Source organism: Geodermatophilus maliterrae (assembly GCF_041018925.1).
In the GTDB taxonomy this organism is placed as follows: Bacteria; Actinomycetota; Actinomycetes; order Mycobacteriales; family Geodermatophilaceae; genus Geodermatophilus; species Geodermatophilus maliterrae.
The window spans coordinates 1-24,165 of record NZ_JBFNXQ010000015.1 but is presented as its reverse complement, the minus strand read 5'-3'; the positions used below and the strand labels follow the sequence as shown (position 1 = coordinate 24,165).

The 24,165-nt window shown below is 75.7% G+C and carries 21 protein-coding genes; 15 read left to right on the top strand and 6 right to left on the bottom strand.

The genetic code is table 11. The features are described from left to right. The first annotated feature begins 22 nt into the window (after positions 1-22). From ABQ292_RS07190 to ABQ292_RS07155, 8 genes are read left to right on the top strand one after another with little or no spacing between them, the layout of a single operon-like run. Complete coding sequence (locus tag ABQ292_RS07190; protein ID WP_369204721.1) at positions 23-964, top strand: class II aldolase/adducin family protein; 942 nt, start codon at positions 23-25, stop codon at positions 962-964. A gap of 20 nt (positions 965-984) precedes the next feature. Then, positions 985-2,631: an NTP transferase domain-containing protein gene (locus ABQ292_RS07185; protein WP_369204719.1), complete on the top strand. Its 1,647-nt coding sequence runs from the start codon at positions 985-987 to the stop codon at positions 2,629-2,631. A 43-nt stretch (positions 2,632-2,674) separates the two neighbouring features. Continuing rightward, positions 2,675-3,097 (top strand): GtrA family protein, encoded by a 423-nt coding sequence (locus ABQ292_RS07180; RefSeq protein WP_369204717.1) that lies wholly within the window; start codon positions 2,675-2,677, stop codon positions 3,095-3,097. Then, positions 3,090-3,845, top strand: coding sequence for a glycosyltransferase family 2 protein (locus tag ABQ292_RS07175; protein ID WP_369204715.1), 756 nt, complete (start codon positions 3,090-3,092; stop codon positions 3,843-3,845). The genes ABQ292_RS07180 and ABQ292_RS07175 overlap by 8 nt, the downstream gene beginning before the upstream one ends. Beyond that, positions 3,842-4,432: a PI-PLC domain-containing protein gene (locus ABQ292_RS07170; protein WP_369204713.1), complete on the top strand. Its 591-nt coding sequence runs from the start codon at positions 3,842-3,844 to the stop codon at positions 4,430-4,432. The genes ABQ292_RS07175 and ABQ292_RS07170 overlap by 4 nt, the downstream gene beginning before the upstream one ends. Further along, positions 4,423-6,516 carry a nucleoside/nucleotide kinase family protein gene (locus ABQ292_RS07165; RefSeq protein ID WP_369204710.1) on the top strand — a complete coding sequence of 698 codons (2,094 nt, stop codon included), beginning with the start codon at positions 4,423-4,425 and terminating at the stop codon, positions 6,514-6,516. Before ABQ292_RS07170 ends, ABQ292_RS07165 begins: the two co-directional genes overlap by 10 nt. Beyond that, a complete protein-coding gene (locus tag ABQ292_RS07160) occupies positions 6,513-7,262 on the top strand; it encodes an HAD family hydrolase (protein ID WP_369204708.1) in 750 nt (249 codons plus the stop codon). The genes ABQ292_RS07165 and ABQ292_RS07160 overlap by 4 nt, the downstream gene beginning before the upstream one ends. Further along, positions 7,259-9,571 carry a hypothetical protein gene (locus tag ABQ292_RS07155; protein ID WP_369204706.1) on the top strand — a complete coding sequence of 771 codons (2,313 nt, stop codon included), beginning with the start codon at positions 7,259-7,261 and terminating at the stop codon, positions 9,569-9,571. Before ABQ292_RS07160 ends, ABQ292_RS07155 begins: the two co-directional genes overlap by 4 nt. Before the next feature lie 433 nt (positions 9,572-10,004). Here ABQ292_RS07155 and ABQ292_RS07150 read toward each other — a convergent pair whose 3' ends face one another. Both ABQ292_RS07150 and ABQ292_RS07145 read right to left on the bottom strand, forming a co-directional pair. Next, positions 10,005-13,367, bottom strand: a complete 3,363-nt coding sequence (locus ABQ292_RS07150) for a LasA N-terminal domain-containing protein (protein ID WP_369204704.1) — start codon at positions 13,365-13,367, stop codon at positions 10,005-10,007. Continuing rightward, a complete protein-coding gene (locus tag ABQ292_RS07145; RefSeq protein ID WP_369204702.1) occupies positions 13,367-13,891 on the bottom strand; it encodes a hypothetical protein in 525 nt (174 codons plus the stop codon). Before ABQ292_RS07145 ends, ABQ292_RS07150 begins: the two co-directional genes overlap by 1 nt. A 170-nt stretch (positions 13,892-14,061) precedes the next feature. On the opposite strand from ABQ292_RS07145, the gene ABQ292_RS07140 reads away from it, so the two are divergent. The 4 genes from ABQ292_RS07140 to ABQ292_RS07125 are packed head-to-tail and all read left to right on the top strand — an operon-like array spanning position 14,062 to position 17,933. Continuing rightward, positions 14,062-15,006 carry a glycosyltransferase family 2 protein gene (locus ABQ292_RS07140; protein WP_369204700.1) on the top strand — a complete coding sequence of 315 codons (945 nt, stop codon included), beginning with the start codon at positions 14,062-14,064 and terminating at the stop codon, positions 15,004-15,006. Continuing rightward, positions 15,003-16,118: a mannose-1-phosphate guanylyltransferase gene (locus ABQ292_RS07135; protein ID WP_369204698.1), complete on the top strand. Its 1,116-nt coding sequence runs from the start codon at positions 15,003-15,005 to the stop codon at positions 16,116-16,118. Before ABQ292_RS07140 ends, ABQ292_RS07135 begins: the two co-directional genes overlap by 4 nt. A gap of 22 nt (positions 16,119-16,140) precedes the next feature. Further along, a complete protein-coding gene (locus ABQ292_RS07130; protein ID WP_369204696.1) occupies positions 16,141-16,911 on the top strand; it encodes an SDR family NAD(P)-dependent oxidoreductase in 771 nt (256 codons plus the stop codon). A gap of 47 nt (positions 16,912-16,958) precedes the next feature. Beyond that, positions 16,959-17,933, top strand: a complete 975-nt coding sequence (locus tag ABQ292_RS07125; protein WP_369204694.1) for a DNA-3-methyladenine glycosylase family protein — start codon at positions 16,959-16,961, stop codon at positions 17,931-17,933. A gap of 110 nt (positions 17,934-18,043) precedes the next feature. On the opposite strand, the gene rfbA is transcribed toward ABQ292_RS07125, so the two are convergent. From rfbA to cofD, 3 genes are read right to left on the bottom strand one after another with little or no spacing between them, the layout of a single operon-like run. Next, positions 18,044-18,910, bottom strand: a complete 867-nt coding sequence (rfbA, locus tag ABQ292_RS07120; protein ID WP_369204692.1) for a glucose-1-phosphate thymidylyltransferase RfbA — start codon at positions 18,908-18,910, stop codon at positions 18,044-18,046. A gap of 28 nt (positions 18,911-18,938) precedes the next feature. Continuing rightward, on the bottom strand, positions 18,939-20,009 hold the full coding sequence (locus ABQ292_RS07115) for a coenzyme F420-0:L-glutamate ligase (RefSeq protein WP_369204690.1): 1,071 nt from the start codon (positions 20,007-20,009) through the stop codon (positions 18,939-18,941). Continuing rightward, positions 20,006-20,965, bottom strand: coding sequence for a 2-phospho-L-lactate transferase (cofD, locus tag ABQ292_RS07110; RefSeq protein ID WP_369204688.1), 960 nt, complete (start codon positions 20,963-20,965; stop codon positions 20,006-20,008). Before cofD ends, ABQ292_RS07115 begins: the two co-directional genes overlap by 4 nt. A gap of 306 nt (positions 20,966-21,271) precedes the next feature. Here cofD and ABQ292_RS07105 point away from each other — a divergent pair, with 306 nt between their 5' ends. Both ABQ292_RS07105 and ABQ292_RS07100 read left to right on the top strand, forming a co-directional pair. Further along, on the top strand, positions 21,272-21,541 hold the full coding sequence (locus ABQ292_RS07105; RefSeq protein ID WP_438940573.1) for a WhiB family transcriptional regulator: 270 nt from the start codon (positions 21,272-21,274) through the stop codon (positions 21,539-21,541). A gap of 268 nt (positions 21,542-21,809) precedes the next feature. Beyond that, complete coding sequence (locus ABQ292_RS07100) at positions 21,810-22,712, top strand: hypothetical protein (RefSeq protein WP_369204686.1); 903 nt, start codon at positions 21,810-21,812, stop codon at positions 22,710-22,712. Here ABQ292_RS07100 and ABQ292_RS07095 read toward each other — a convergent pair. Continuing rightward, positions 22,687-23,718 carry a hypothetical protein gene (locus tag ABQ292_RS07095; RefSeq protein WP_369204684.1) on the bottom strand — a complete coding sequence of 344 codons (1,032 nt, stop codon included), beginning with the start codon at positions 23,716-23,718 and terminating at the stop codon, positions 22,687-22,689. The two genes, ABQ292_RS07100 and ABQ292_RS07095, sit on opposite strands and share 26 nt — an antisense overlap. Positions 23,719-23,802: 84 nt before the next feature. Here ABQ292_RS07095 and ABQ292_RS07090 point away from each other — a divergent pair. Next, positions 23,803-24,165: hypothetical protein (locus ABQ292_RS07090; protein ID WP_369204682.1), on the top strand; the 363-nt coding region annotated here is incomplete at its 3' end.

Sequence of the window (24,165 nt, the reverse complement as noted above, 5' to 3'; positions counted from 1 at the left end):
CGTTCGGGTAGGTTGCCGCCACGTGGAACGGCAGCTGTTGGACGACCTGAACCGGCACGCCGCGGCGATCGGCCGTGATCTGCGACTGGTGCAGGGCGCGGGGGGCAACCTCAGCGGCAAGGACGGCGACCTCGTGTGGGTCAAGGCCTCGGGCACCCGGCTCGCGGAGGCCCAGGAGCGTCCCGTCTTCGTGGGTGTCGACGGCCCGCGGGCGCGCGTCGACGTGCTGCACCACGAGGACCTGCGGCACGTGGTGGTCGAGGTGGCCGACGAGCGGGCCTCGCGCCCCTCGATCGAGACCGCCCTGCACGTCCTCCTGCCGCACCGCTTCGTCTTCCACGTGCACTCCGTGGGGGCGGTGGCGGCGGGAGCGCAGCAGGACCCGCACGCCGTCCTCGACCGGCTGCGCGCGGTCGCGCCGGTCGGCTGGGTGCGCTACGCCAAGCCCGGGATCGCGCTGGCCCGCTCGGTGCTGGCCGCCCAGGAGCGGATCGGGGCCACCGACGAGGCGGTCTTCCTGCTCGGCAACCACGGGCTGCTGACCGCCGCGGACTCCGCCGACCGGGCCGGTGCGCTCGTCGAGGAGGCCGAGCGCGTCCTGCGGCGGGACGACCGGCCGCTGCCCGACGACGACGGGTCGGCGCTCGCCCCCGCGGGGACGCTGGACGCCGCCGCGACCCGGCTGCTCACCGGCGGGGTCCTGACGCCGGACTCGGCGGTGTTCCTCGGCAGCCGCCCGTTCGGCACCGGGCCGGGCACGGGCAGCTCCCTGGTCGTGACGGCGGAGGGCGGCGTCGTGGTCGACGGCCCGCTCTCGGCCGACGCGCGCGAGATCGGTCGGGGGCTGGTCGGGGTCGCACAGCACGCCGACCCGTCGGCCCCCGTGCGCTACCTGGACGAGGACGAGGTCGCCGAGCTGGTGGACTGGGAGGCGGAGACGTGGCGACGCGCGATGCAGCGGTGAGACCGCAGCTGGTGGTCCCCATGACGGGGATCAGCTCGCGGTTCACCGCCGCCGGCTACGACCGGCCGAAGGCCCTGATCGAGATCGACGGCGAGACCGTCATCGACCACGTGGTCGACATGTTCCCCGGCTGGGACGACGTGGTGTTCATCTGCAACGCCGACCACCTGGCCGACCCCCGGCTGCGGCTGCGCGAGCGCCTGCTCGAGCGCCGCCCGCAGGGGAAGGTCGTCGAGGTCGCGGCGCACAAGCTGGGGCCCGGTCACGCCGTGCTGCAGGCCGCCGAGCACATCGCCCGCGACAAGCCGGTGGTCGTCAACTACTGCGACTTCACCTGCTACTGGGACGCCGACGACTTCGCCACCTACCTGTCCTCCGGCGCGGTGACCGGCGGTGCCATCCCGGCCTACCGCGGCTTCCACCCGCACATGCTGCACTCGACCTCCTACGCCTACCCGCGGCTGGAGGGGGAGTGGGTCGTCGACATCCAGGAGAAGCAGCCCTGGACCGACGACCCGAGCTCGGAGTTCGCCTCGTCGGGCACCTACGGCTTCGCCAGCGGCCAGGTGCTGCTGGACGCCCTGGCCCGCCAGGTCGAGGCCGGACACGACCTCAAGGGCGAGTACTACCTGAGCCTGACCTACAAGAGCGTCCTGGAGATGGGCCTGTCGGTCGGTGTCTACGAGCTCCAGCACTTCATGCAGTGGGGCACGCCGCAGGACCTCGAGGAGTACCGCGAGTGGTCGACGGCGATGGCGCACTGGGTGCGCGGCCCGGCCGAGCCCGAGCCCGGCGCCACCCGCGTCGTGCTGGCCAGCGGTGCCGGCAGGCGCTTCGCCGACCTCGGTTACCCGCGGCCCAAGCCGCTGCTGGACGTGGCCGGCCGCACGTTGCTGGAGCACGCGCTGCTCGCCGTCCCGGGCTCGGAGTCGGTCGTCGTCACCCGCGCCGACCTCGGTGACGGCGGCGAGGTCGCCCGGCTCGCCGTCGCCCAGGGCGCCCGGGTCGTGGAGCTGGAGCGGCTCTCCCGCGGTCAGGCCGACTCGGCGCTGCAGGGACTGCTCCCGCTCCGGGAGAGCGCGCCGGACCTGCCGGTGACGGTCACGTCGTGCGACGCGGTGCCGCGGCCGGCGCCCGGTGCCCTGGCCCGGGCGCTGCAGGCCGCCGGCGAGGACGGCCTCGTCGTCTGGGTCGCCCCCGGCTACCGGCTGGCCCGGCGCCGGCCGCAGCAGTACGGCTGGGTGACCTGGGACGACCGCGGCGTGGTCGACCGCACCTGGCTCAAGGAGGCACCGGACGACCCGGCCACCGCCGGTGTCATCATCGGGACGTTCAGCTTCCCGTCGTCCGCCCGCGCCGTCGCCGACGTCGAGGAGCTGCTGGCCAGCGACGAGACCGTCAACGGGGAGTACTACCTCGACAGCCTGGTGCGCCGCTGCACCGCCGCGGGCCGGCCCGTGGTGGCGCTGCTGCTCGACAGCTTCGTGTCGCTCGGCACCCCGGACGAGTACGAGACCTTCCGGTACTGGCAGAGCTGCTTCCACAAGTGGGTGCACCACCCCTACGCCCTCGCGGCCGACCCGATGGTCACGCCGACCGCGCGTGCCGAGCTGGACCGTGCCTTCCACGACTTCGTCCCGGCCGTCAGCGGCCGGACGTGGACGTGACGAGGGGCCCTGCGATGACGTGCACCGGAGCGGGGGACCGGTCGTGACGGGCTCACTGGCACGTTTCGTGCTCGTCGGCGGCACCACCGTGGCCATCGACGCCGTCGTCTACCAGCTGCTGCTGCTCGCCGACGTCCCGCACGGGTGGGCCAAGGCGCTGGGCTTCGTCGCCGGTGCCGTCTTCGCCTACGTGGCCAACTGGCGGTTCACCTTCCGGGGCGAGTCGCACCGCTGGTCGCTGGTGGCCTTCGTCGCCGTGTACCTCTGCGCCCTGGGCCTCAACGTCGGGGTCAACGCCCTCGTGCTCGCCGTCCTCGACGACGGCCGCACCTGGCAGGTCGCGGCGGCGTTCCTGGTCGCCACCGGGGTCTCCGCGGCGTGGAACTTCCTCGGCATGGCTCGCTTCGTCTTCCGGTCGCCCGCTGGCGACCCCCAGCACCAGGAGGTGGCCCGCCGCCATGACTGAGTCCCACACGCCCGGGTCCCACACGCCCGGGTCCCACACGCCCGGGTCCCGCACCCCGCGGTTCAGCCTGGTCGTCCCCTGCTACAACGAGGCGGCTTCCCTCCCGGAGCTGGTGCTCCGCGCCCGGTTCACCGCCGAGGCCGGGGACGGCGAGGTGGTGCTCGTCGACAACGGCAGCACCGACGACACCCCGGAGGTCCTCGCCCGGCTGCTCGACCCGGCCGACGACCGCGTCCGCTCCATCCGGGTCGACCCCAACCGGGGGTACGGCTGGGGGATCACCTCCGGGCTGGCCGCGACCCGCGCGCCGATCGTCGGCTGGACGCACGCCGACCTCCAGACCGACCCCGCCGACGCCCTGCGCGCCGTCGCCGCGATGGAGGGCGCCGGCCGGGTGCTGGTCAAGGGGCGCCGCTACGGCCGGCCGCTCGCCGACCGGGTGTTCACCGCGGGCATGAGCGTGTTCGAGACGGTGCTGCTGCGCCGCCGGCTGTCGGACATCAACGCCCAGCCGACCATGTTCCCGCGCGAGCTCATGGACAGCTGGGGGGATCCGCCCCTGGACTTCTCCCTCGACCTGTTCGCCCTGTACACCGCCGCCGAGCGGGGCTACGAGATCCGGCGGGTGCCGGTCGTCTTCGCGCCCCGACGGTTCGGCACGTCGTCCTGGAACGTCGACCTGGCCGCCAAGCGCAGGTTCATCAAGCGGACGGTCGACTTCAGTCTGGCGCTGAGGAAGCAGCTGTGACCCTGGTCGTGGCCCACCGACGGAACCTGCCGGCCGAGCTGGCCGGCACCCCGCGCGAGCTGGGCATCGAGATGGACATCCGGTCCTACGGTGACCGGCTGGTCGTCACCCACGAGCCCTTCGACCCCGGCGTGGACCTCGAGGAGTGGCTGGACGCCTACGCGCACGCCTTCCTCGTCGCCAACGTGAAGGAGGAGGGGCTCGAGGAGCGCGTGGAGGCGTCCCTGGGCGCGCGCGGCATCGAGCAGTGGACCTACCTCGACCAGTCCTTCCCGTTCATGGTCCGGACCCTGCGCCGCGGCGAGAGCCGGTGCATGGCCCGCATCTCGGAGTACGAGTCGGTGCGCACCGTCCTGGCGCTGCAGCCGCGGGCGCAGTGGGTCTGGCTGGACTCCTTCACCGGCGCGCTGCCGCCGCGCGAGGACCTCGCGCTGCTGGCCGGCACCGGGTACCGCGTGATGGTCGTGAGCCCCGAGCTGCAGGCGCGCGACCCCGAGCCCGAGGTCGAGGGGATCCGCGCCGCGCTGGCCGAGGCGGGGCTGGCGCTGGACGCCGTCTGCACGAAGAGGCCGGCGCTGTGGGCCTGAGGGGACTGGGTCCACGGCAGAAGCTGCTCGTCGGAGGGGCCCTGCTGCTCCGGGTGGCGCTGCTCGCCCTGCTCGTCCCGGCGATCCAGCGGGCGTGGTTCGCGCCCTTCGTCGAGCTGTTCCTCGACCAGCCCTCGTTCACCCCGTGGACGGCGTGGCAGGCGGCCGGCGGCGTCGACCACGCGTTCCCGTACGGGCCGCTCATGCTCGTCTGGTTCGGCACCTTCGGGGCCCTCACCTCGTGGTTGCCCGTCCCGTGGGCGGTGCAGCTGGGCATGGCGATCGGGGTCCTGGTCGCCGACCTGCTGATCACCTGGCTGCTGCTGCGTTCCGCGGGACCGCGGCCGGGGCGCGCCGTCGTGCTCGCTGCCGTGTCGCCGATCGTGCTCTACGCCGCCTACGTGCACGGCCAGCTCGACCTGGTCCCGACGCTGCTGATGTTCGTCTCGGTGCTGGCCTTCCGCCGGCGCTCCTGGTCGACGGCCGGGCTGGCGGCCGGTCTGGCCATCGCGGTGAAGGCGAGCTCGGTGCTCATCGTGCCCTTCGCCCTGCTGTTCCTGGTGCGCAACAGCCGCTACCGCGCCGGCCTCGGGCCCTACCTGACCGGCCTGCTCCCCGGCGTGGTGCTGTTCGCGCTGCCCACGTCCTCCGCCGGCTACCGCGCCATGGTCCTCGGGACCCCGACCTTCGGTGCCGCCGTCGACTACGTGGTCGCACTGGGCCCGGGCCTGAACCTGGTGCTGCTGCCCGTCGTGTACGCGGCGCTGCTCGCCGTGCTGTGGCGCTTCCGCCGGGCCAACCCCGACCTGGTCTTCACGGTGACGGCGGTGGGCCTGGCGGCCGTGCCGCTGCTGACCCCGGCCTCGCCGGGCTGGTTCCTGTGGTCGGTGCCCCTCCTCGCGATCATCGCCGCCGGTACCGGGCCCCGGGTCCGCGCCGCGGTGTTCGTGTTCTGGGTGGCCGTGACGGTCTCCCAGGCCGTCTCGGCCAGCGGTGCCGCGCCCCGGTGGGACGCCCCGCAGGTCGGCGCGGGCTTCGTCGACGTCGACCGCGGCGCCCTCGGCCTGCCGGTCTGGCTGCTGGACCTGCTGGCGACCACCGCGGTGGTCGCCGGGGCGATCGCGCTGGCGATGGTCCTGCGCGGAGCGCTGGAGCAGTACGACGTCTACCGGCTCTCCCGCGCCCCGCTGTCCATGGCCGTCGCCGGCGACAGCGGCACCGGCAAGGACACGCTGTGCATCTCGCTGTCCGACGTCTTCGGTGAGCAGGCGACGTCGTTCCTCATGGGCGACGACTACCACCTCTACGAGCGGCACGCCCCGCTGTGGAACGTCACCACCCACCTGGACCCGGCCGCCAACGACCTGCCGCGGCTGACCCGCGACACCTTCCGCCTGCTCGCCGGCGAGGAGGTGTGGTGCCGCCACTACGACCACGCCCGCGGCCGGTTCACCAAGCAGCGACCGATCGCCCACCGGGAGCTCGTGGTGGTCAGCGGCCTGCACGCGCTCACCAGCGGGGACGTCCGCGCCACGGTCGACCTCACGGTCTTCACCGACATGGACGAGCCGCTGCGCCGCCGGCTGAAGATCGAGCGCGACGTGGGTGAGCGTGGCCACGCGCTGGCCTCGGTCCAGGCCTCGATCGACCGGCGGGAGCCGCACCGCAACCGCTACATCCTGCCGCAGCGGCCGCTGGCCGACGTCGTGCTGCGGCTGGAGTCCGAGCGGCCGCTCCCACCCGAGGACCAGCCGCTGGACGCCCCGCTGTCGCTGCAGGTGGTGGCCCGCCTGCGCGGCCTGGCCTTCGCCGAGCGGCTCGTGCGGGCCCTCACCGCGGTCGGTGGGGTGCCGGCGCACCTGGAGTACCTCGACGAGCCCGGCGCCGTGGAGATCGTCGTGTCGCCCGGCCCGCTGACCACCGCCGACGTGCGCGACATCGCCGATCACCTGCTCGACCGGCCGGAGGAGCTCTTCGTCGGCGAGCCCGTGTGGCTGGGCGGCAGCCGGGGCGTGATGCAGTTGATCCTGGTCCTGGCGATGCTCGAGCGTCGCCGCAACAGCTTGGAGTCCAGTCTCCGATGACCACCCCGCGCCTGCCGTCGCTGGCGATCTTCGACCTCGACGACACCCTGTACCCCTACGAGCCCAGCCACCGGGCGGGGACCGCGGCCCTGGTGCAGTTCGCCGCCAAGGAGCTCGGCGTCAAGGAGCGCGCCTTCCTCGACGTGTGGGACGGTGCCCGCAAGCGGGTCAAGGACCGGCTGGGTGCGACCGGCAGCTCGCACAGCCGGCTCCTCTACGCCCACGAGGCGATCGAGATGCTGGGGCTGCGCAGCCAGCCCGGGCTGGCGCTGGCCATGGGTCAGGCGTACTGGCGCAAGTACCTGCTGGCCGCCAAGCTGCGCCCGGGCGCCCGTGACCTGCTCAGCTCGCTGCGCTTCAACAACATCCCGATCGCCATCGTCACCGACCTCACCGCGGAGATCCAGTTCCGCAAGATGGTGCACCTCGAGCTCGACCAGGTCGTCGACCACGTCGTGGTCTCCGAGGAGGCCACGACCGACAAGGTGGGCCTGGAGCCCTTCCGCGTGCTGTTCGACCGGCTCCCGCGGCAGGAGTCCGCGCACGTGTGGTTCGTCGGCGACTCGGTGGCCGACGTGTCCTGCATCGAGCGCCTGGTCGCCGACGGCCTCATCGAGTCCGGGACCGGCTGGCTGCTGGCCGGGCGCGGCGAGGCCCCGCCCGGCGCGCTCACCTGGTCGCGCCTGGAACAGATCGAGGACGCCCTGCACGCGCTCATACCGGGCGCGCGGGAGGCGTCGGCATGAGCGCGGGGGTGCGGGACCGGGCACCGATCCCGGCGGTGGACGGTGGCGCCGACGCCTCGCCCTCCCGCACACCCGCGGTGCGGGAGGGCCGGGCGGCCCTCGGGCTGTTCCTCGCCCTCGAGGTGGCGTTGCTGGGGGTCCTGCGGCTCTGGCAGCCGCGCTTCTTCTACGTCGACGACAAGATGGCGCAGTACCTGCCGGTCTGGCACTGGCTGGGTCAGCGCGTCTCGTGGACCGGCGTCCCCCTCGTCGACCCCGACCAGGGATCGGCCGGTGCGCTGGTGGCCGACCTGCAGTACGGCACCCTGGACCCGTTCCACTGGCTGCTGGCCTGGGTCATCGGGCGGATGGACGGACTCAACCTGGCCGGCTGGGGGCTGCACGTCCTCGCCGTGGTGGTCCTCGGGGGTGGGCTCGTGGCCCTGGGGACGCGGCTGGGCCTGGGTGCCGGGTGGGCCGGGCTGGCCGCCTTCGGCGCCGCCAACTCGGGGTTCCTGATCTGGTACGCGGCGTCGTGGTGGCCGGCGGCCTGGGGGACCGCGCTGCTGCCGTGGCTGTGGTGGGGCCTGATCGGCCGGAGCGCTTGGGCCGCCCCCTGCGCCGCCCTGGCCGCCTACCTCCTGGGCACCTCCGGCTATCCGTACACGCTCCCCTTCGCCGCGCTCGTCGTGGTCGGCGTCGTCCTCGAGCAGTCCCTCGTCGCCAGGGACTGGCGGGCCTGGCGCGTGCCCGGCCTGGTCGTCCGCCTCGGCGCGGCCGCCGGCGGACTGCTGATGGCCGCGCCCGGACTGCTCGCGGCGGCGGGCATGACGCCGTACACCCAGCGCGCGGAGGCCACGGTCGACGCCCGTGGCAACGCGGGCACGTTCATCCCGAACCTGGCCGACGTCCTGGTCGGTGGACCGACCCTGTCCTCGGAGGTCAGCGGGTGGTGGGGGAGCATCCTGCCCCCGGCGGTGATGGCGACGGCGTGGTTCGCCCTGCCGCTGCTGGCGCTCGTGCGCTGGTCCCACCTGCGCGGTCGCCTCGTGCGGGGCGTGCCCGGGCTCGTGACCGCGGCCCTGCTCGTGCTGGCGTCGGTCGTCGCGACGCAGACCCCGACCGACGTCGGGACGCTGCGACTGCCCTTCCGCTACGTCGTCGTGCTCGAGGTCGTCCTGCCGCTCCTCGTCGCGCTGCTGGTCGCCGCTGCGGGCATCGACCCGTCGCGTCGGCGCGTGGCGGTCGCGGCGTCGCTGATCCTGCTCCAGGGGCTCCTGGCCCTGGCGCGGGTACCGGTGCTCGCCGCCTGGCACCTGGGGGTCGCCGTCGTCGGGATCGGCGTCATCGCCGCGTTCGGGCTCTTCGTGCGCCGCTCGGGGACGCAGCGGACCGGGCGGGCTGCGCTGGCCGTGCTGTGCGCCGCCACGCTCGCCGCGCCTCTCGCGAGCGTCGGGGCGAGCGTGCGGTTGAACGACGTCGTCACCACGGCGCAGGGCGGCGAGGCCACCGGACTGCCGACCCGGGGGCTGTACGACCGCGAGCTGTGGCCGGCGAGCGTCCAGGGCTTCCGGGAGGCCTCGCTCGAGCCGGGGCTGAACGCCTCGGTGCTCATCTGGGGGTCCGCCGGCGTCGACCGGGGCCTGTCGCTCGGCGTCCCGATCGGCAGCGCCGCGCTGTTCTCCGACGTCCGGCCCGGGTTCGGGTACACCTCGCTCGGTCAGGCCGGCTGGGCGGCCCGCTGGTGCCAGGACTACCTCGGTCAGTCCGCGACCTGCGCCGACGCGGTCGACCGGCTGCTCGAGACCGTCCCCGGCACCGACCGCACCTGGCTCGAGGTCACCGCCAAGGACGTCCTCCTGCTCGACACCCGGACCCCGCCGGAGGTGTTCGACTCCCTGGAGGACCGGTGGGAGCGGATCGGCGAGCAGGGCGGTTTCGTCCGTTACGAGCGCGTCGACCCCACCGAGGGGCGCGTGACCTGGACGGGAGACGGCGTCACCGACCTGTCGGCCCTCGACGTCGGCCCGGAGAGCGAGAGCTACTCGGTCACCTGGTCGGCCGACTCCGACGCGCGGGTGCTGACCCGCACCCTCTGGTGGCCGGGGTACGAGGCGACGCTCGACGGTCGGCCACTGGAGGTCCGGGCCGTCGACCGGACGGTCATCGCGGTGGACCTGCCGGCGGAGGGCGGCTCCGGTGAGCTGCGCATCTCCTTCAGTCCCCCGGGCCGGACGCTCGGTCTGGCCGCGGTGGCCGTCGGCGGGCTCGTCGTCCTCGGTGCCGTCGGCTGGGAGCTCGTCCGCCGTCGTCGGCACGCCTCGTTCTGACACCCGAGGTTCTGACACCCGAGCCGTTGCGGGGCGGTCGACGGCCCGTGCCGTGGCGCCGCCCCGGCCGCTCGGGGTCATTCCCCGCCCGGGGCGCGGGGCACCCCCCGCCGCTGCGGCCGGTGGCCGGCGACCTGCCGGTCCTGCCTGACGCCTGACGCCCGACGCCCGACGCCCGACGCCCGACGCCCGACGCCCTGGTGTCCTGGTGTCCTGGTGCCGGCCGCCCGTGGTGTGCCCTCCCGCCTCGGGGCGGACCGTGACCGCGCGGGCGCCGCGCCGGCGCCGGCCCTCGCGGTCCCGGTCCTCGGCGCCGGCTGCCGGCGGGGGCGTCCTCGGCGCCGCTGCCCAGCTGCCCGGGTTGCGACAGGGGGCGTCCCCGCTGGTGCGGGAACGCCCCCTGTCGCCCGGCCGGTGCCGGGAGGAACGGGCCTCAGCGGAGGGCGACCACCGGTGTCCCCGTGCCCGTCTGGGTGATGGTGCCGTGCTGGAACTGCTGTGACCGCACGGTGCCGGAGACCCGCTCGTCGCCCGTGGGGTACCCCAGCGCGCCACCCTCGCCGCCCTGGGCGTCGTAGGCCCGGGAGAGGTCCCCGATCACCGCGTGCGCCCCGGTGGCCGGTGACCAGTGCACCCGCCCGCGCTGGAAGGCCTGGGTCAGACCGCTGTCGCGCGTGGCGTAGGCCGAGGAGGTCGGGTAACCCAGCCGGCCGGACTCCCCGGACAGGGCGTCGTAGGCCGTCGACAGCGGCCGGAGGACGGCGAAGCCCCCGGTGGCCGGCGACCAGTGGATGCGGCCGTTCTGGAAGGCCTGCGTCCAGCCGTTGCCGGCCGTCGCGTACCGGTCGCTGACCGGGTAGCCCAGCGGTCCGGACTCCCCGCGCGCCGAGTCGTACACCGACGAGATCGGGTTGAGCACCGCCCGGGCGCCGGTGGTCGGGGACCAGTGGATCCGGCCCCGCTGGAAAGGCTGGGTCCAGCCGTTGTCCGCGGTCGCGTAGCGGCCGCCGACCGGATAGCCCAGGACGCCGGCCTCCCCCCGGAGGGCGTCGTAGGCGGCCGACACCGGGCCGATCACCGCGTGTGCCCCGGTGGCGGGGGAGTGGTGGATGCGGCCGTTCTGGAACGCCTGGGTCTGCCCGTTGTCCCGCGTCGCGTAGGCGGCCGAGGTCGGGTAGCCCAGCGGTCCGGCCTCACCCTGCTGCGCCGCGTACGTGGAGGCGATCGCGTCGAGGACGACGCGGGCGCCGGTCGAGGGCGACCAGGAGATCCGGCCGTGCTGGAAGGACTGGGTCCAGCCGCCGCCGGGTGCGGCCGCCCGGGCGCCCACGGGGTACCCGAGCGGGCCGGACTCGCCGCGCAGCGCGTCGTAGGCAGGGCTCAGCGGCGTGAGGACGGCGTGTGCGCCGGTGGCCGGTGAGGAGTGGATCCGGCCGTTGGCGAACACCTGGGTCCAGCCGTTGCCCGGCGTCGCGTAGCGCTCGCCGCTGGGCAGGCCCAGCGCTCCCGTCGGCCCCCCCGCGGCCGTGTAGGCGGTGGCGATGTCCGCGAGCACGGCGCGGGTCCCGCTGGACGTCGACACGACCAGCCCACCGGTGAAGGTCTGCGCCTCGACACCGGCGGAGACGGTGGTCCGGTCGGCGGTCGGGGCGCCGAGCGCCCCGAGGACGCCGCCCAGGGCCGACCACCGGGTGGCCACGTCGCCCGTGACGGTGCGCGCCCCGCCGGAGGTGACCACCAGCCAGCCGTTCTCGAACCGCTGGGCGGTGCTGCCCGACGGCGCGGTGACCTGCTCGGCGGCGGGCCAGCCGAGCGCGCCGGTGTGCCCGCCGAGGGCGTCGTAGGCGGCCAGCACCGGGGCACGCAGCGACGTGGCCGGGGTGGCGGGACCGTCGAGGATCCGGCCGTTCTGGAACGCCTGCGACGTCCCGCCCGTCCCGCCCGCCGCGGCCGGGCCGGCCGTGGGCTCGCCCAGCGGGCCGCCGCCGCCGCCGAGAGCGGCGTACTGCGCGCCGATCCCACCCTCCACGGTCCGCACCGTGCCGCCGGCGCTGATCACGATGGTGCCGTTGCGGAAGGCCTGGCCCACGCCGCCGGCGGTCGTCGCGTACTGGGCCCCCACCGGGTACCCGAGGGGACCGGACTCCCCGCGGCGGGCGTCGTAGGCGGCCGACATCGCGCCGGTGACCGCGTGCGCCCCCGTGGTGGGCGACCAGTGGATGCGGCCGCGCTGGAACGCCTGGGTGAAGCCGTCCCCCGGCGTGGCGTAGCGGTCGCTGGTCGGGTAGCCCAGCGTCCCGGACTCGCCGCGCAGCGCGTCGTAGGCCTGCGAGATCGGCCCGATCACCGCGCGGGCGCCGGTGGTGGGTGACCAGTGGACGCGGCCGTTCTGGAAGGCCTGGGTGAGGCCGTTGCCCGCGGTCGGGTACTGCTCGGTGACCGGGTAGCCGAGCGGGCCGGACTCGCCGCGCAGCCCGTTGTAGACCGGCGAGAACACGCCGCGCACGATGTGCGCACCGGTGGCCGGGGACCAGTGGATGCGCCCGTTCTGGAAGGTCTGGGTGAAGCCCCCGTTCGGGGTGGCGTAGCGGCCGCCGGTCGGGTAACCGAGGAACCCGCCCTCGCCGCCGACGCTGTCGTAGAGCGCGGACACGGGGCCGATGACGGCGTGCGCCCCCGTGGCGGCCGTCCAGTGGATCCGGCCGGACTGGAAGGGCTGGGTCCAGCCGCTGTTGGCGGTGGGGTACCGGCCGCCGGTCGGGTAGCCCAGCGGCCCGCCCTCGCCGCCGAGCGCGTCGTAGGCCCCCGACAGCGGGGTGATGACGGCGTGCGCGCCGGTCACCTGGTGGTAGTGGATCCGGCCGCGCTGGAACGCCTGCGTGAGCCCGCCCCAGGCGGTCGGGTACTGGTTGCCGACCGCGTCGCCGAGCGGGCCGGAGCCGGCGCCGTTCGCGTCGTAGGCCGCGCTGATCGGCCCGAGCACGCTGTAGCTGACCTGGGTGCTCCCGAACCAGTCCGTGAACATCCGCCAGAAGTTGCGGTTGCCGTAGGACGAGCAGCCGTCACCGGTGCCGTACATGTTGCCCAGCGCCGCACCGTTGGGCTGGTACGGCGTGTAGATGTAGAGGGCCGCCGTGGCGCGGGTCGCGAGGTAGACCTCGGAACCTCCGCACCCGGTGTTCGGGTGGTACTGCACGTAGGTGGTCGTGAAGGGCTTGTAGCGGTAGTTGCCCGGGTTCTTGACGTAGCGCTGGTACTGCCACGCGGCCTTGTAGACCTGGTTGTAGAACCCGTAGAACTGCGCGTCGCAGGGCGCGGTGTCCGGGCAGGCGTAACCGGTCGCCTTGTCGTACTGCGTGCTCGACGGGGAGTCGTCGCTGACCAGCGTCTGCTCCTTCTGCAGGAGCACCAGGAGCACCATCGGGTTGACGCCGCAGGCCTGGGCGACCTTCCAGATGATCATCGAGGCCCGCTCGCCGCCGGCGCCCTGGTAGGGCCCGCACTGGGCGTCGCCGGGCCGGCTCCAGGTGTCCTGGCGGTAGTCGCGCAGACAGGTGTGACCGGCCGCGCAGGAGGGGCGCTTGGCCTCGAGGAAGGACTGGATGCCGACCGGGCTCATCGTGTCGGCGTTGAGGAACACCGAGTCGGCGATGATGTTGCCCGCCTGGAAGGTCCGGCCGTCTGCGGCCTGCGCCGGCGCTGTGGGCCCGGTGAGCAGGGTGGCCAGGACCACCGCCGGGACGAGCAGCGCCAGCAGCCTGCCGGCCCGCCGGAACAGCCGGGTGCCCGAGCGCATCAGAGCGCCACCTCGCGCTCGTCGGACTCCAGGTCGCCCGTCCCGGACGAGTAGGTGACCGACACCCGCCAGGTCCCGGACGCGTCCGCGGGCAGGTCGGCGGCCAGGCCGACGCAGTCGGTGGACGACGGACCGGGTTCGGCCTCGGACTCGCCGGTGACGGTGCTCCCGTCCTCCCCGGTGGCGGTCACCGTGCACGTCCCGCCGAGCTCGACGACGCCCTGGACGAAGGCGCCGACCTGCAGCCGGCCGTCGGCGACCTCGGTGTAGGTGACGACCACCCCTCGCTCGGTCACGGGGGCGTCGGTCTGCACCGCGTCGACCTCCTCCGACGGCGGGTCGCCGACCGGTGGCCCCTCGGTGGTGGCGTCGGCGGCGGACGAGGCTGCCGCGTCGTCGTCGGCCCCGCCGGTGCACCCCGACAGCAGGAGGGCACCGCCCAGCAGCGCGAGCGCCACCCGGCCGGCCGGGTGGGCTCGACGGCGCGTGTCAGGACGGGGGACGGCAGAGGAGGCCACGAACACCCACCGACGATAAGTGAGCGAGACTTGACTCCCCGTGACTGACCGGAGCGTGTGAGGGATGGGTCCGGTTCGATCGGTCCCGTCCGTCCCGCTCGTCCCAGGCGTCACGGGGGCCACTCCCGGGACGGGTGGACCGGAGCTCGGCCGGCCGCGCCTCGTAGGGTCGGGCCGTGAGTGAGCACCCGGTCCCGGCCGCCCTCCGGGCGGTGGCGGTGACCTACTCGCCGGGCGAGGCCCTCGAGGGGTTCGTCGAGTCCCTCGGGCGGGCGACCACCGGGCCGGTCGAGGTCGTGCTCGCCGACAACGGCTCCACCGACGGCGTCCCGGAGGACGTCGCGGCCCGCTACGGGCACGTCCGGCTGCTGCGCACCGGCGGCAACATCGGCTACGGCGCCGCGGTCAACGCCGGGCTCGCCGGCGCGGGTGGCCGCTACGCGCTGGTGGCCAACCCCGACGTCCGCTTCGAGGACGGCGCCGTCGACGAGCTGCTCGCCGTGGCCGCGCGGTGGCCGCGCGCGGCGACGGTCGGCCCGGCCATCCGCACGCCCGAGGGGGAGCTGTACCCGTCGGCGCGCGACCTGCCGCGGCTGTCGACCGGCGCGGGGCACGCGCTGCTGGGCTGGGCGTGGCCGGCCAACCCCTGGACGGCGCGCTACCGCCGCGAGCGCGAGGCGCCGCGCGAGCGCACCGCCGGGTGGCTGTCGGGCTCCTGCTTCCTCGTCGACCTCGAGGCGTTCTGGTCGGTGGGCGGCTTCGACCCCGGCTACTTCATGTACTTCGAGGACGTCGACCTCGCCGACCGCCTCGGCCGGGCCGGCTACCTGCACGTCTACGCGCCGTCGGCGGTCGTCGTCCACGAGGGCGGGCACGCCACCCGCCGCGAGCCGCACCGCATGCAGCGGGTGCACCACACCAGCGCGCTGCGCTACCTCTCCGGGCAGCACCCCGGCGTCCGCAACGCCCCGCTGCGGGCGGGCCTGCGCGCCGGCCTCGGCGCCCGGCTGCTCCTCTCCTACGTCAGCGGACGGGTCGCCGCCGGGGCCCGCTTCCAGCGCCGTGCCGACGACGTCGGCCGGAGCGCCCGCCTCCGTGGCAGTCGAAGGGCAGGTGCATGAGGCACGCGGTGATCATGGCCGGCGGCTCCGGCACGCGGCTGTGGCCGCTGTCGCGCGCCGCACGGCCCAAGCAGCTGCTCGACGTCGTCAGTGGCGGTGTCGCCGGGGACGCCGGCGACGGGCGGGCGCACAGCCTGCTGGCCGAGGCCTCCGCCCGGCTGGAGACCGTGCTGCCCGCCGAGCGGATCTGGGTGTGCACCGCGGCCCGCTACGGCGCGCAGGTGCAGGCCGCGCTGCCGCGGCTGCGGCCCGACCGGCTGGTGCTCGAGCCGGTGGCCCGCGACACCGCGAACGCCGTCGGGCTGACCGCCGCGCTGGTGGCCGAGGCCGACCCCGACGCCGAGCTCGCCGTCGTCAGCGCCGACCACGTGATCCGGCCGGTCGAGCGCTTCGCCGCGGCGCTCGGCACCGCCTACGACGCCCTGGCCGCCCGTCCGCGGGCGCTGGTCACGCTCGGCATCCGGCCCACCGCGCCGGCCACCGGCTTCGGCTACGTGCGCCGCGGCGCGCCGACCGGGGTGGCGGGCGTGGCCGAGGCCGCCGCGTTCAAGGAGAAGCCCGACCGCGCCACCGCCGAGGCCTACCTCGCGTCGGGGGAGTACCTGTGGAACTCCGGGATGTTCGTGTGGCGGGCCCGCACGGTCCTCGACGCGCTGGCCGAGCACCTGCCGGCGACGGCGGAGGGGCTCGCGCGGGTGGTCGCCGCGCCCGCCGGGCCGCGGCGCGACGCCGTCCTGGCCGAGGTGTTCCCGACCCTGCCGAAGACCAGCGTCGACTACGCCGTCCTGGAGCCGGCCGCCACCGAGCCGGGCCGGGTGCTCGTCGCCGACCTCGACGCCGAGTGGCTCGACGTGGGCTCGTGGCCGGCGCTCGCCCAGACCCTGGCCTCGGCCGACGGCAACGCCGTCGCGGGGCTCGCGGTGACCGTCGACAGCGCGGGCAACATCGTCTTCAGCGACGACCCGGAGCACGTGGTGGCGCTGGTCGGCGTCCGCGACAGCGTCGTCGTCGCCACCGCCGACGTCACGATGGTCTGCCCCGTGGCCGACGCCGAGCGGGTCAAGCAGCTGCTGGCCGCCGTCGAGCAGCGGTTCGGTCCCCGGTACAGCTGAGGGGCGTGGTCGAATGCCCCCCATGCAGACCTCAGACGTCGCAGCTGTCGTGTCCGGCGGGGCCTCCGGCCTCGGGGAGGCCACCACCCGCGCGCTGGTGGCGCGGGGCGCCGCGGTGACCATCGTCGACCTCAACGAGGAGCGCGGGAACGCGCTGGCCGCCGAGCTGGGCGGCGCCACGACGTTCGTCCGCACCGACGTCACCGACGAGGACCAGGTCGCCGCCGCGGTCGCCGACGCCACGACGAAGGACCGGCCGCTGCGCATCGCGGTCAACTGCGCCGGCATCGGCTGGGCGCAGCGCACGGTGGGCAAGGGCAACGTGCCCCACGACCTCGACCCGTTCCTGCGCACGGTCATGGTCAACCTGGTCGGCACCTTCAACGTGCTGCGCCTGGCCGCCGCCGCGATGGCCGCCACCGAGCCGGAGGAGGACGGCGAGCGCGGGGTCGTCGTCAACACCGCCTCGATCGCCGCCTACGACGGGCAGATCGGCCAGGTCGCCTACGCCGCCTCCAAGGGCGGGATCGTGGGCATGACGCTGCCGGCCGCGCGCGACCTGTCCAGCGTGGGCGTGCGGGTGTGCACCATCGCCCCCGGGCTGGTCGACACCCCGCTGCTGGGCAGCCTGCCCGAGGAGGCCCGCCAGGCCCTCGCCGCCGGCATCCCGTTCCCCAAGCGGCTCGGCCGTCCCGACGACTTCGCCCGGCTGGCGCTCGACATCGTCGAGCACGGCTACCTCAACGGTGAGGTGATCCGGATGGACGGCGCCCTGCGCATGGCCCCCCGCTGACCCCCGCCCGCACCCCGCTCCCGTCTCCCTCTTCCCCGGAGATCCGCGTGACCACCTCGCTGCCGGCCCCGACCCCGCCGGCACCCGCCCCGCTGCCGGCCGGCACCGGCGCCGCCCCGGACTTCACCGACTGCTGGCGGCCGGTCTGGCGCTTCGACCTGCGGGCGGTCCTCCGGCCGCACCAGCGCAGCGCCGGTGACCCCACCATGCAGTGGGACGGCGACGCCGTCTGGCGCACGACGACGACGCCCTGCGGGCCGGCCACGGTGCGCATCACGCTGCGGTGCGGCGAGGTGGTGGTGGCCGCGTGGGGACCGGGTGCGGAGTGGGCCGGGACGGCGGTGCCCGGCTGGCTGGGCGCCGACGACGACCCCGAGGGGTTCGAGCCGGGCCACCACCGGCTGGTCGGCGCGATCGCCCGCCGCGCGCCCGACCTGCGGCTCGGCCGGACCGGTCGCACCTGGGACGCCCTCGTCCCGGCGGTCCTGGAGCAGAAGGTCACCGTCGTCGAGGCGCACCGCGTCTGGCGGGCGCTGCTGCGGCTGGCCGGGGACCCCGCGCCCGGTCCGGCGCCGACGGGGATGCGGGTGCTGCCCTCGCCGCGCCGCCTGCGCGAGGTGACCGACTGGGAGTGGCACCGCTGCGGCCTCGACGGGGCCCGGCGGCGGGCGCTGCTGCACGTCGCCTCGGTGGCGCACGCGCTGGAGCCCGACGGCGGCTGCGACTCCCCGGGCCTGCAGCGGAGGCTCCGGACGGTCCCCGGCATCGGCGTCTGGACGGCCGCCGAGGTGGTCCAGCGGGCGCTGGGCTGCCCCGACACGGTCAGCTACGGCGACTACCACCTGAAGAACCTGGTGGGCTGGTCGCTGGCCGGCCGCAAGACAGACGACGACGGGATGATGGAGCTGCTCGAGCCCTGGCGCGGTCACCGGCAGCGGGTGGTCCGGCTGCTGGCCATCGGCGGGAGCATGCCGCCCCGGCGCGGCCCCCGGACCGCGCCGACCGACCACCGCCGCATCTGATGAAGGACCCCTCTGCCCCCCGCCACTCGCAGGCTCGCGGCGGGACCCTGCAGAGGGCCGCGTGTCCTCCCGCACCGCAGCGCATCCTCACGCACCGTGTGCGGTAGGCGCTAGCGGCCGTCGAGCAGGCCGAGCAGGTAGTCGCCGTAGCCGCTCTTGCCCAGGGGCTCGGCGGCGCGGCGCAGGCCGTCGTTGTCGAGCCAGCCCTGCCGCCAGGCGACCTCCTCGATGCAGCCGATCTTGAGGCCCTGCCGCTCCTCGACCACCGAGACGAACTCCGTGGCCTGGCGCAGCGAGGTGAAGGTCCCGGTGTCGAGCCACGCGGTGCCCCGGTCGAGCACGGTGACGGTCAACCGGCCCTGGTGCAGGTAGTGCTCGTTGACGGCGGTGATCTCCAGTTCGCCGCGCGCGCTGGGCGAGATGCCGCGGGCGACCTCGACCACCGACGACTCGTAGAAGTACAGCCCCGGGACGGCGTAGGAGCTCTTCGGCCGCGCCGGCTTCTCCTCGATCGAGAGGACCCGGCCCTCGCGATCGAAGTGCACGACGCCGTAGTCGGCCGGGTTGGCCACGTGGTAGGCGAAGACGTGCCCGCCGTCGGGCTCGGGCAGCCGGCCCAGCGCCGTCCCGAGTCCGGCGCCGTAGAAGATGTTGTCGCCCAGGACCAGGGCCACCGACTCGTCCCCGACGAAACCCGCGCCGATGAGGAAGGCCTGCGCCAGCCCCTCGGGCCGCTCCTGCACGCCGTACTCGATGCGCATCCCGAGCCGGGTGCCGTCGCCGAGCAGCGCACGGAAGGCGGCCTGGTCGGCGGGGGTGGTGATCACCAGCACCTCGCGGACGCCGGCCATCATCAGCGTCGAGAGCGGGTAGTAGACCATCGGCTTGTCGTAGACGGGCATCAGCTGCTTGCTGACCGCCTGCGTGATGGGGAACAGACGGCTGCCCGTCCCGCCGGCCAGGATGATCCCGCGCATGACCGGCACGCTACCGAGCGCCCGGTGGTCAGGCCCGGCGCGTGCCGAGCCACAGCCTCCCGACCAGGGAGGAGCCCCCGGGCGTGCCCACCGGTTCCCACCGCGTCGCCCAGCCCTCGGCGTGCAGCTGCACGAGCACCGCGCCGAGCAGCGCCCCCAGGTTGACCGCGGCGGCGGTCTGCGCGCCGGGGGAGCCCGACCGGTCGGGCAGGTGGACGTCGACGGCTCCGTCGCCCTCCCCGCCGTGCCGCAGCACCACGGGGAACTCCGGCAGCGCGGCGCTGGCCACCCGGAAGGCCTCGGCCACCGCCTCGCGGTCCCCGGGCCGCGGCACGAGGTCGGCGGCGGGCGCGCGGCTGGCGACCAGGTCGCGGCTGCCGTAGGGGAACAGGTCGCCGGCCCCGAGGCGCACCAGTGGCCGGGTGCCGTCGTCCGGATCCGGCGGGCGGTGGGGCAGGCCGCGGACGACGGCGACCGGCACGCCGTCGAGCTTGCCCTTGACGAGGTCGGCGGCCGCGGCGAGCTCGTCGACGACGGCGACCTGCGTCGTCTCGAGCCGGTTGCCGTGCCGGTCGACGGCGCCGCGGTGGTCGGTGAGCGCGGCGATGCCGGCCGAGCCGACCGCGACGTCGGTGAGCCCCTCGCGCCAGGTGCGGCCGAAGGTGTCGCTCACGACGACGGCCACCTCGACGCCCAGGAGGTCGTGCAGCCGGCCGCGCAGGGCGCGGGCCGAGGCGTCGGCGTCCTCGGGCAGCAGCACCAGGGCGTCCCCGGCCACGTTGGAGGCGTCGATGCCGGCGGCGGCGACGACCCACCCGTGCCGGGTCTCGACGATCTTCAGCGGCCCGCGGCGGGCCACCACCCGCACCGTCTCGTCGTCGATCGCGCGCTGCCGCACGGCCTCGCGGTCGGCGCCCGGCGGCACCGGCACGAGGCGGCCCTCCACCTTGGAGACCACCTTGGAGGTCACGACGACGACGTCGCCGTCGGCCAGCCAGGGCGCGGCACCGGCGATCGCCGCGCCGAGGTCGTCGCCGGGGGAGAACTCCGGCAGGCCCCGCACGGGGAGGACGGCGAGGTCCTCCGGCGGCTCGGTCATCCGGCCCGGACCCCAGCCGCGTCCAGCGCGGCGCGGGCCATCTCCGCGGTGGCCTCGGGCGAGCTCATGAGCAGCGGCACGGCGCGGACGTCGACGCCGGGCACCCGCGCGGTGTCACCGGTGTGCACCAGCCAGGCGTCGAGCAGCCCGCCCTCGGACCGGGCGCCGTAGTGGCGACCCACGCCCTCGGCGCTGACCTCGACGCCCAGCACCGGCAGGCAGCGGTCGGCCATGCCGCGCACCACCTCGCCGCCGACGATCGGTGAGACGCCGACGACGCGGCCGGGGGTGGCGCGCAGCGCGTCGCGCAGGCCGGGCACGCCGAGGATCGTCCCGATCGACACGACCGGGTTCGAGGGGGCGAGCACGACGGCGTCGGCGCGGGCCAGCGCCTCGGTCACGCCGGGAGCCGGGCGGGCGCGCTCGGCGCCGACCTGGACGAAGGCGTGCGGCTGCGGCGCCGCCCGGTGGCGCACCCACCACTCCTGGAAGTGGATCGCGCCGCGGCGGCCGGTCTCGGGGTCGTCGACGACGACGTGCGTCTCGACCCGCTGGTCGCTCATCGGCAGCACGGTCACGCCCGGCTCCCAGCGGGCGGCCAGCGCGGCGGTGACGTCGGAGAGCGGGTAGCCGGCGTCGAGCATCCGCGTGCGGATCAGGTGGGTGGCCAGGTCGCGGTCGCCCAGGCCGAACCAGGCCGGGTCGGCGCCGTAGGCGGCCAGTTCCTCCTTGACCGTCCAGGTCTCCTCCGCCCGGCCCCACCCGCGCGCGGGGTCGATGCCGCCGCCGAGGGTGTAGACCACCGTGTCCAGGTCGGGGCAGATGCGCAGCCCGTGCAGGGTCACGTCGTCGCCGGTGTTGACCACCGCGGTGATCGACGACGGCGGCGCGACGGCCCGCAGGCCGGTCAGGAAACGGGCCCCACCGACACCTCCGGCGAGGACGACGATCTCCACGAAAGTCATCGTGCCCGATCGGCAGTTGTCCACTGTCGGCCGGGCGTGTCGGGTGGCACCACGAGATGTGACGAAGGAGGTGTGGCAGGTGGGGCCCGTGTGGTCGGGTGCTTACACGGGGCTGAGTTGACGCTCGGCCAACGACACGCGTGTAATTCCGACCGGTGTGAGGCGCGGTGAGCGCCCGGGGCGGACCCGGGGACCCGCGCCCGAGGACGACAGCGAAGGGGACGCATCGTCATGGCAGAGGTCTCGTGGCTGAGTGACTACGTCAGCGCGACGGAGCGGGCTCCCCGGAGCGTCGGGATGCCCGACCAGGGGCTGATGGGGCTGCTCGGCGCGGCCCTGCAGGACGACGCGCAGTCGTGGCAGGAGCAGGCGCTGTGCGCCGAGACCGACCCCGAGGCGTTCTTCCCGGAGAAGGGCGGCTCGACCCGCGAGGCCAAGAAGATCTGCACCGGCTGCGAGGTCAAGGCCGAGTGCCTCGAGTACGCGCTGGCCAACGACGAGCGGTTCGGCATCTGGGGCGGCCTGTCGGAGCGTGAGCGCCGCCGCCTGCGCCGCCGCGCCATCTGAGGAAGGACCCCGTCCTCCCCACCCTTCGCAGGCTCAGGGCGGTACCCGGGACGGGGCCGCCCCTGCCCCCGCCACTCGCGAGCTCGCGGCGGGAGCCTGCAGGGGGGCCGTCCTCCCCGGACGGGATCGACGGGCCAGGTCCGACACACCGACGTGCGACGCGCCCCCACGAGTCCACTCCCCGCAGCCCCCGACGGTCCGCCGTCGGGGGCTGCGGCGTCTCCGGGCACGGCCGGACGGCGGGCGGTGCGTGTGGTCGGATGGCCCGGTGACCGACGGGGACAGGGGCACGCGGGTCGTCCTCGGCCGGGCGCGCGTCGCCGGCGAGGTCCGGGCCGCCGTCCCGCTCGCGCGCGGCCTCGCCGCCCCGGTCACCGCCACCGCCCCGTGGCTGACCACCGTGCTCTCGGTGCAGTCGGTGCACCGCCGGCCGCGGCTGCTCCCGGTCGCCGTCGTCGTGGAGCCGCACCCCTCCGGCCGGCCCGACGCACTCGCCCTGCTGGCACTGGCCACGGCCGGTCCGGTGGTCACCGCCACGCTGCTCGGCGACGGCCTGCCGGTGCCCGGCGGTCGGCCGCCGGCGCGGCTGCTGGCCCGGGACGAGGACGCCGCCGGACGGCTGGCCGCCGGGGTCCTCGGCGTGCTCACCTCGCTGCGCCGGCCCTGGCGGCTGCGGCTGACCGGACTGCCGATGGGCGACCCCACCGTGCGGGCGCTGGGCCGGCTGCGACCGGACGCGCGGATGGCGACCGCGCGCACCACCCGCCTGGTCGACGGCCTCGACGACGTCACCGGGGCGCGGGTCGTGCGCAGCCGCGACGCCCGCGACCTCGACCGGGTGCTGCCGGCGCTGCTGGCTCGCGAGCGGAACGCCCGGGTGCGCGACCTCGTCCGCGCCGCCGCCCGCCTGCACGCCGCGCTCGGCCGGGTCGAGGTGGCCGCCGTCCACGAGGGCGGCCGGCTGCGCGCGGGGCTGCTGACCCTGCTCGACGGTGCGGACCGGCTGCCCTGGTGGGGCTGGTCCGACGTCGGCGGGCTGGGCAGCGGGGCGGGCGCACCGTCGGTGGGTCTCTCGGTCGACGGCCGAGGCCGGCTCCTGCGCGGGGTCCTCGACCACACGGCCGGCCGGCTGCCGGCGCCGCCGGTCAGCCGGAGACGCGGATCCGGCTGACCGTCCGGTCGCCGACGGTGCCGGCCCGCTCGGTGCCCAGGACCAGCACGCCCTCGGCGGGTGCCTCGCCGTCCCGCGGGAACGCCGCCGGGGCGGCGGTCACGGTCAGCGGGTACACCCGCCCGGTGTAGGCCGGCGGGGTCCCGTTGGCGCGGGTGTAGGTGGGGAAGCGCCCGGTCAGCCGCAGCGCGGCGCCGTCCCGGGTCACGTCCAGCGCCGGCGTGGGCAGGTCGGCGTACTCGACGCCCGTCGGGGTGCAGCCGGCCGCTGCGGGGTCGGCCGGCGCGGTGGTGCCCAGGCAGTTCCAGGTGGGCAGCCGCACGTGCGCCAGGGCGGTCCCGTCCCCGCCGACGGTGACGCTGACGGCCGGGTAGGTGACGGTCACCCCTACCGCCCGCTGCTCGAGCACCAGCCCGTCCAGGGTGAGCCGGGCGGTGACGCCGTCCTCGCCCAGCGGCACCGACCGCGCCGCCAGTGCCCCGGCGCCCTGCTCGCCGGGCAGCGGGTCGGCCGGGACGGCGGGCAGGTCGGGCGGCGCGGGAGGAGGCGCGGGCGCCCGCGGGGCCGGAGGCGGGGCGGTCGCGGTCGCGGCCGGCGGGTCCTGGCCCCCGGCCGGATTCCCGCCCCGGGTGGTGAGGGAGAGGCCGGCCAGTCCGGCGACGAGCGCCAGCGCCGCGGCCGTCAGGCCGGCCACGGCCCGCGGCGCGGGGTCGGGCAGCGAGGGTCCGGCCGTGGCCGGTGGCCCCGGCGCGGCGGCCTCCTCGTCGTCCTCCGGGACCGGCGGGGTGCCCGGTGGTGCCGCGGCGAAGCCGGGCAGGTCGTCCTGCGCCCAGTGCGGGCCGGCCGGGCGTCCGGGAGCCGTGGACGGCGGCTCCGCGGGGTCGGTGCCCGGGTCCTCCTCCGGACGGTGCGGCCGGGTCAGCACCAGCCCCGCGACGACGACGGCCAGCGCCAGCAGAGCCACGCCGAGCACGATCCAGGCGGCGACCGGCGCGGGGACGTCCATCCCCGCCAGCATCGCAGGGGGCCGCCGGGCCCGGCCGCAGGCGCACTCCGTGCGGGCGGCCGGGCCTCCTGCCACCATCCCGGGGTGGCCGGGAGCGCATCGGGAGGGGCATCGGGGACGACGTCGGGGGTCGCACCGGGGGCGGCGTCGCCGGGGATGCGCGAGCGGGTCGCCTCGCTGCTGGCCGAGCTCGGCGTCGACCAGCCGGTCGTCGCCGTCACCGACCACACCGCGCGGCTCGGCGTGGTGCAGGGTGTGCTCGCCGACCGGGTCCTCGACCTCGCCGTCACCGAGAGCGGCCGCCGCCGGCTGCGCGCCGAGCTGCGCGGCCGGCGCTGGGCCGAGGAGCGGCAGGTCGGCGTCCCCGAGGTGCTGGCCGCCGCCGACGACGGCCGCTGGCTGCTGTCCCGGCGGGTGCACCCGGGCCCCTCCGGCGGGCCGCGGTGG

Bases quoted from the DNA above. Each gene is read 5' to 3' on its own strand.
- ABQ292_RS07160 (WP_369204708.1), top strand. From the start codon at position 6,513: ATGACCACCCCGCGCCTGCCGTCGCTGGCGATCTTCGACCTCGACGAC.
- ABQ292_RS07105 (WP_438940573.1), top strand. From the start codon at position 21,272: ATGCCCGACCAGGGGCTGATGGGGCTGCTCGGCGCGGCCCTGCAGGAC.
- ABQ292_RS07130 (WP_369204696.1), top strand. From the start codon at position 16,141: ATGCAGACCTCAGACGTCGCAGCTGTCGTGTCCGGCGGGGCCTCCGGC.
- ABQ292_RS07155 (WP_369204706.1), top strand. From the start codon at position 7,259: ATGAGCGCGGGGGTGCGGGACCGGGCACCGATCCCGGCGGTGGACGGT.
- ABQ292_RS07095 (WP_369204684.1), bottom strand. From the start codon at position 23,718: ATGGACGTCCCCGCGCCGGTCGCCGCCTGGATCGTGCTCGGCGTGGCT.
- ABQ292_RS07185 (WP_369204719.1), top strand. From the start codon at position 985: ATGACGGGGATCAGCTCGCGGTTCACCGCCGCCGGCTACGACCGGCCG.
- rfbA (WP_369204692.1), bottom strand. From the start codon at position 18,910: ATGCGCGGGATCATCCTGGCCGGCGGGACGGGCAGCCGTCTGTTCCCC.
- ABQ292_RS07150 (WP_369204704.1), bottom strand. From the start codon at position 13,367: ATGCGCTCGGGCACCCGGCTGTTCCGGCGGGCCGGCAGGCTGCTGGCG.
- ABQ292_RS07115 (WP_369204690.1), bottom strand. From the start codon at position 20,009: ATGACCGAGCCGCCGGAGGACCTCGCCGTCCTCCCCGTGCGGGGCCTG.
- ABQ292_RS07135 (WP_369204698.1), top strand. From the start codon at position 15,003: ATGAGGCACGCGGTGATCATGGCCGGCGGCTCCGGCACGCGGCTGTGG.
- ABQ292_RS07175 (WP_369204715.1), top strand. From the start codon at position 3,090: ATGACTGAGTCCCACACGCCCGGGTCCCACACGCCCGGGTCCCACACG.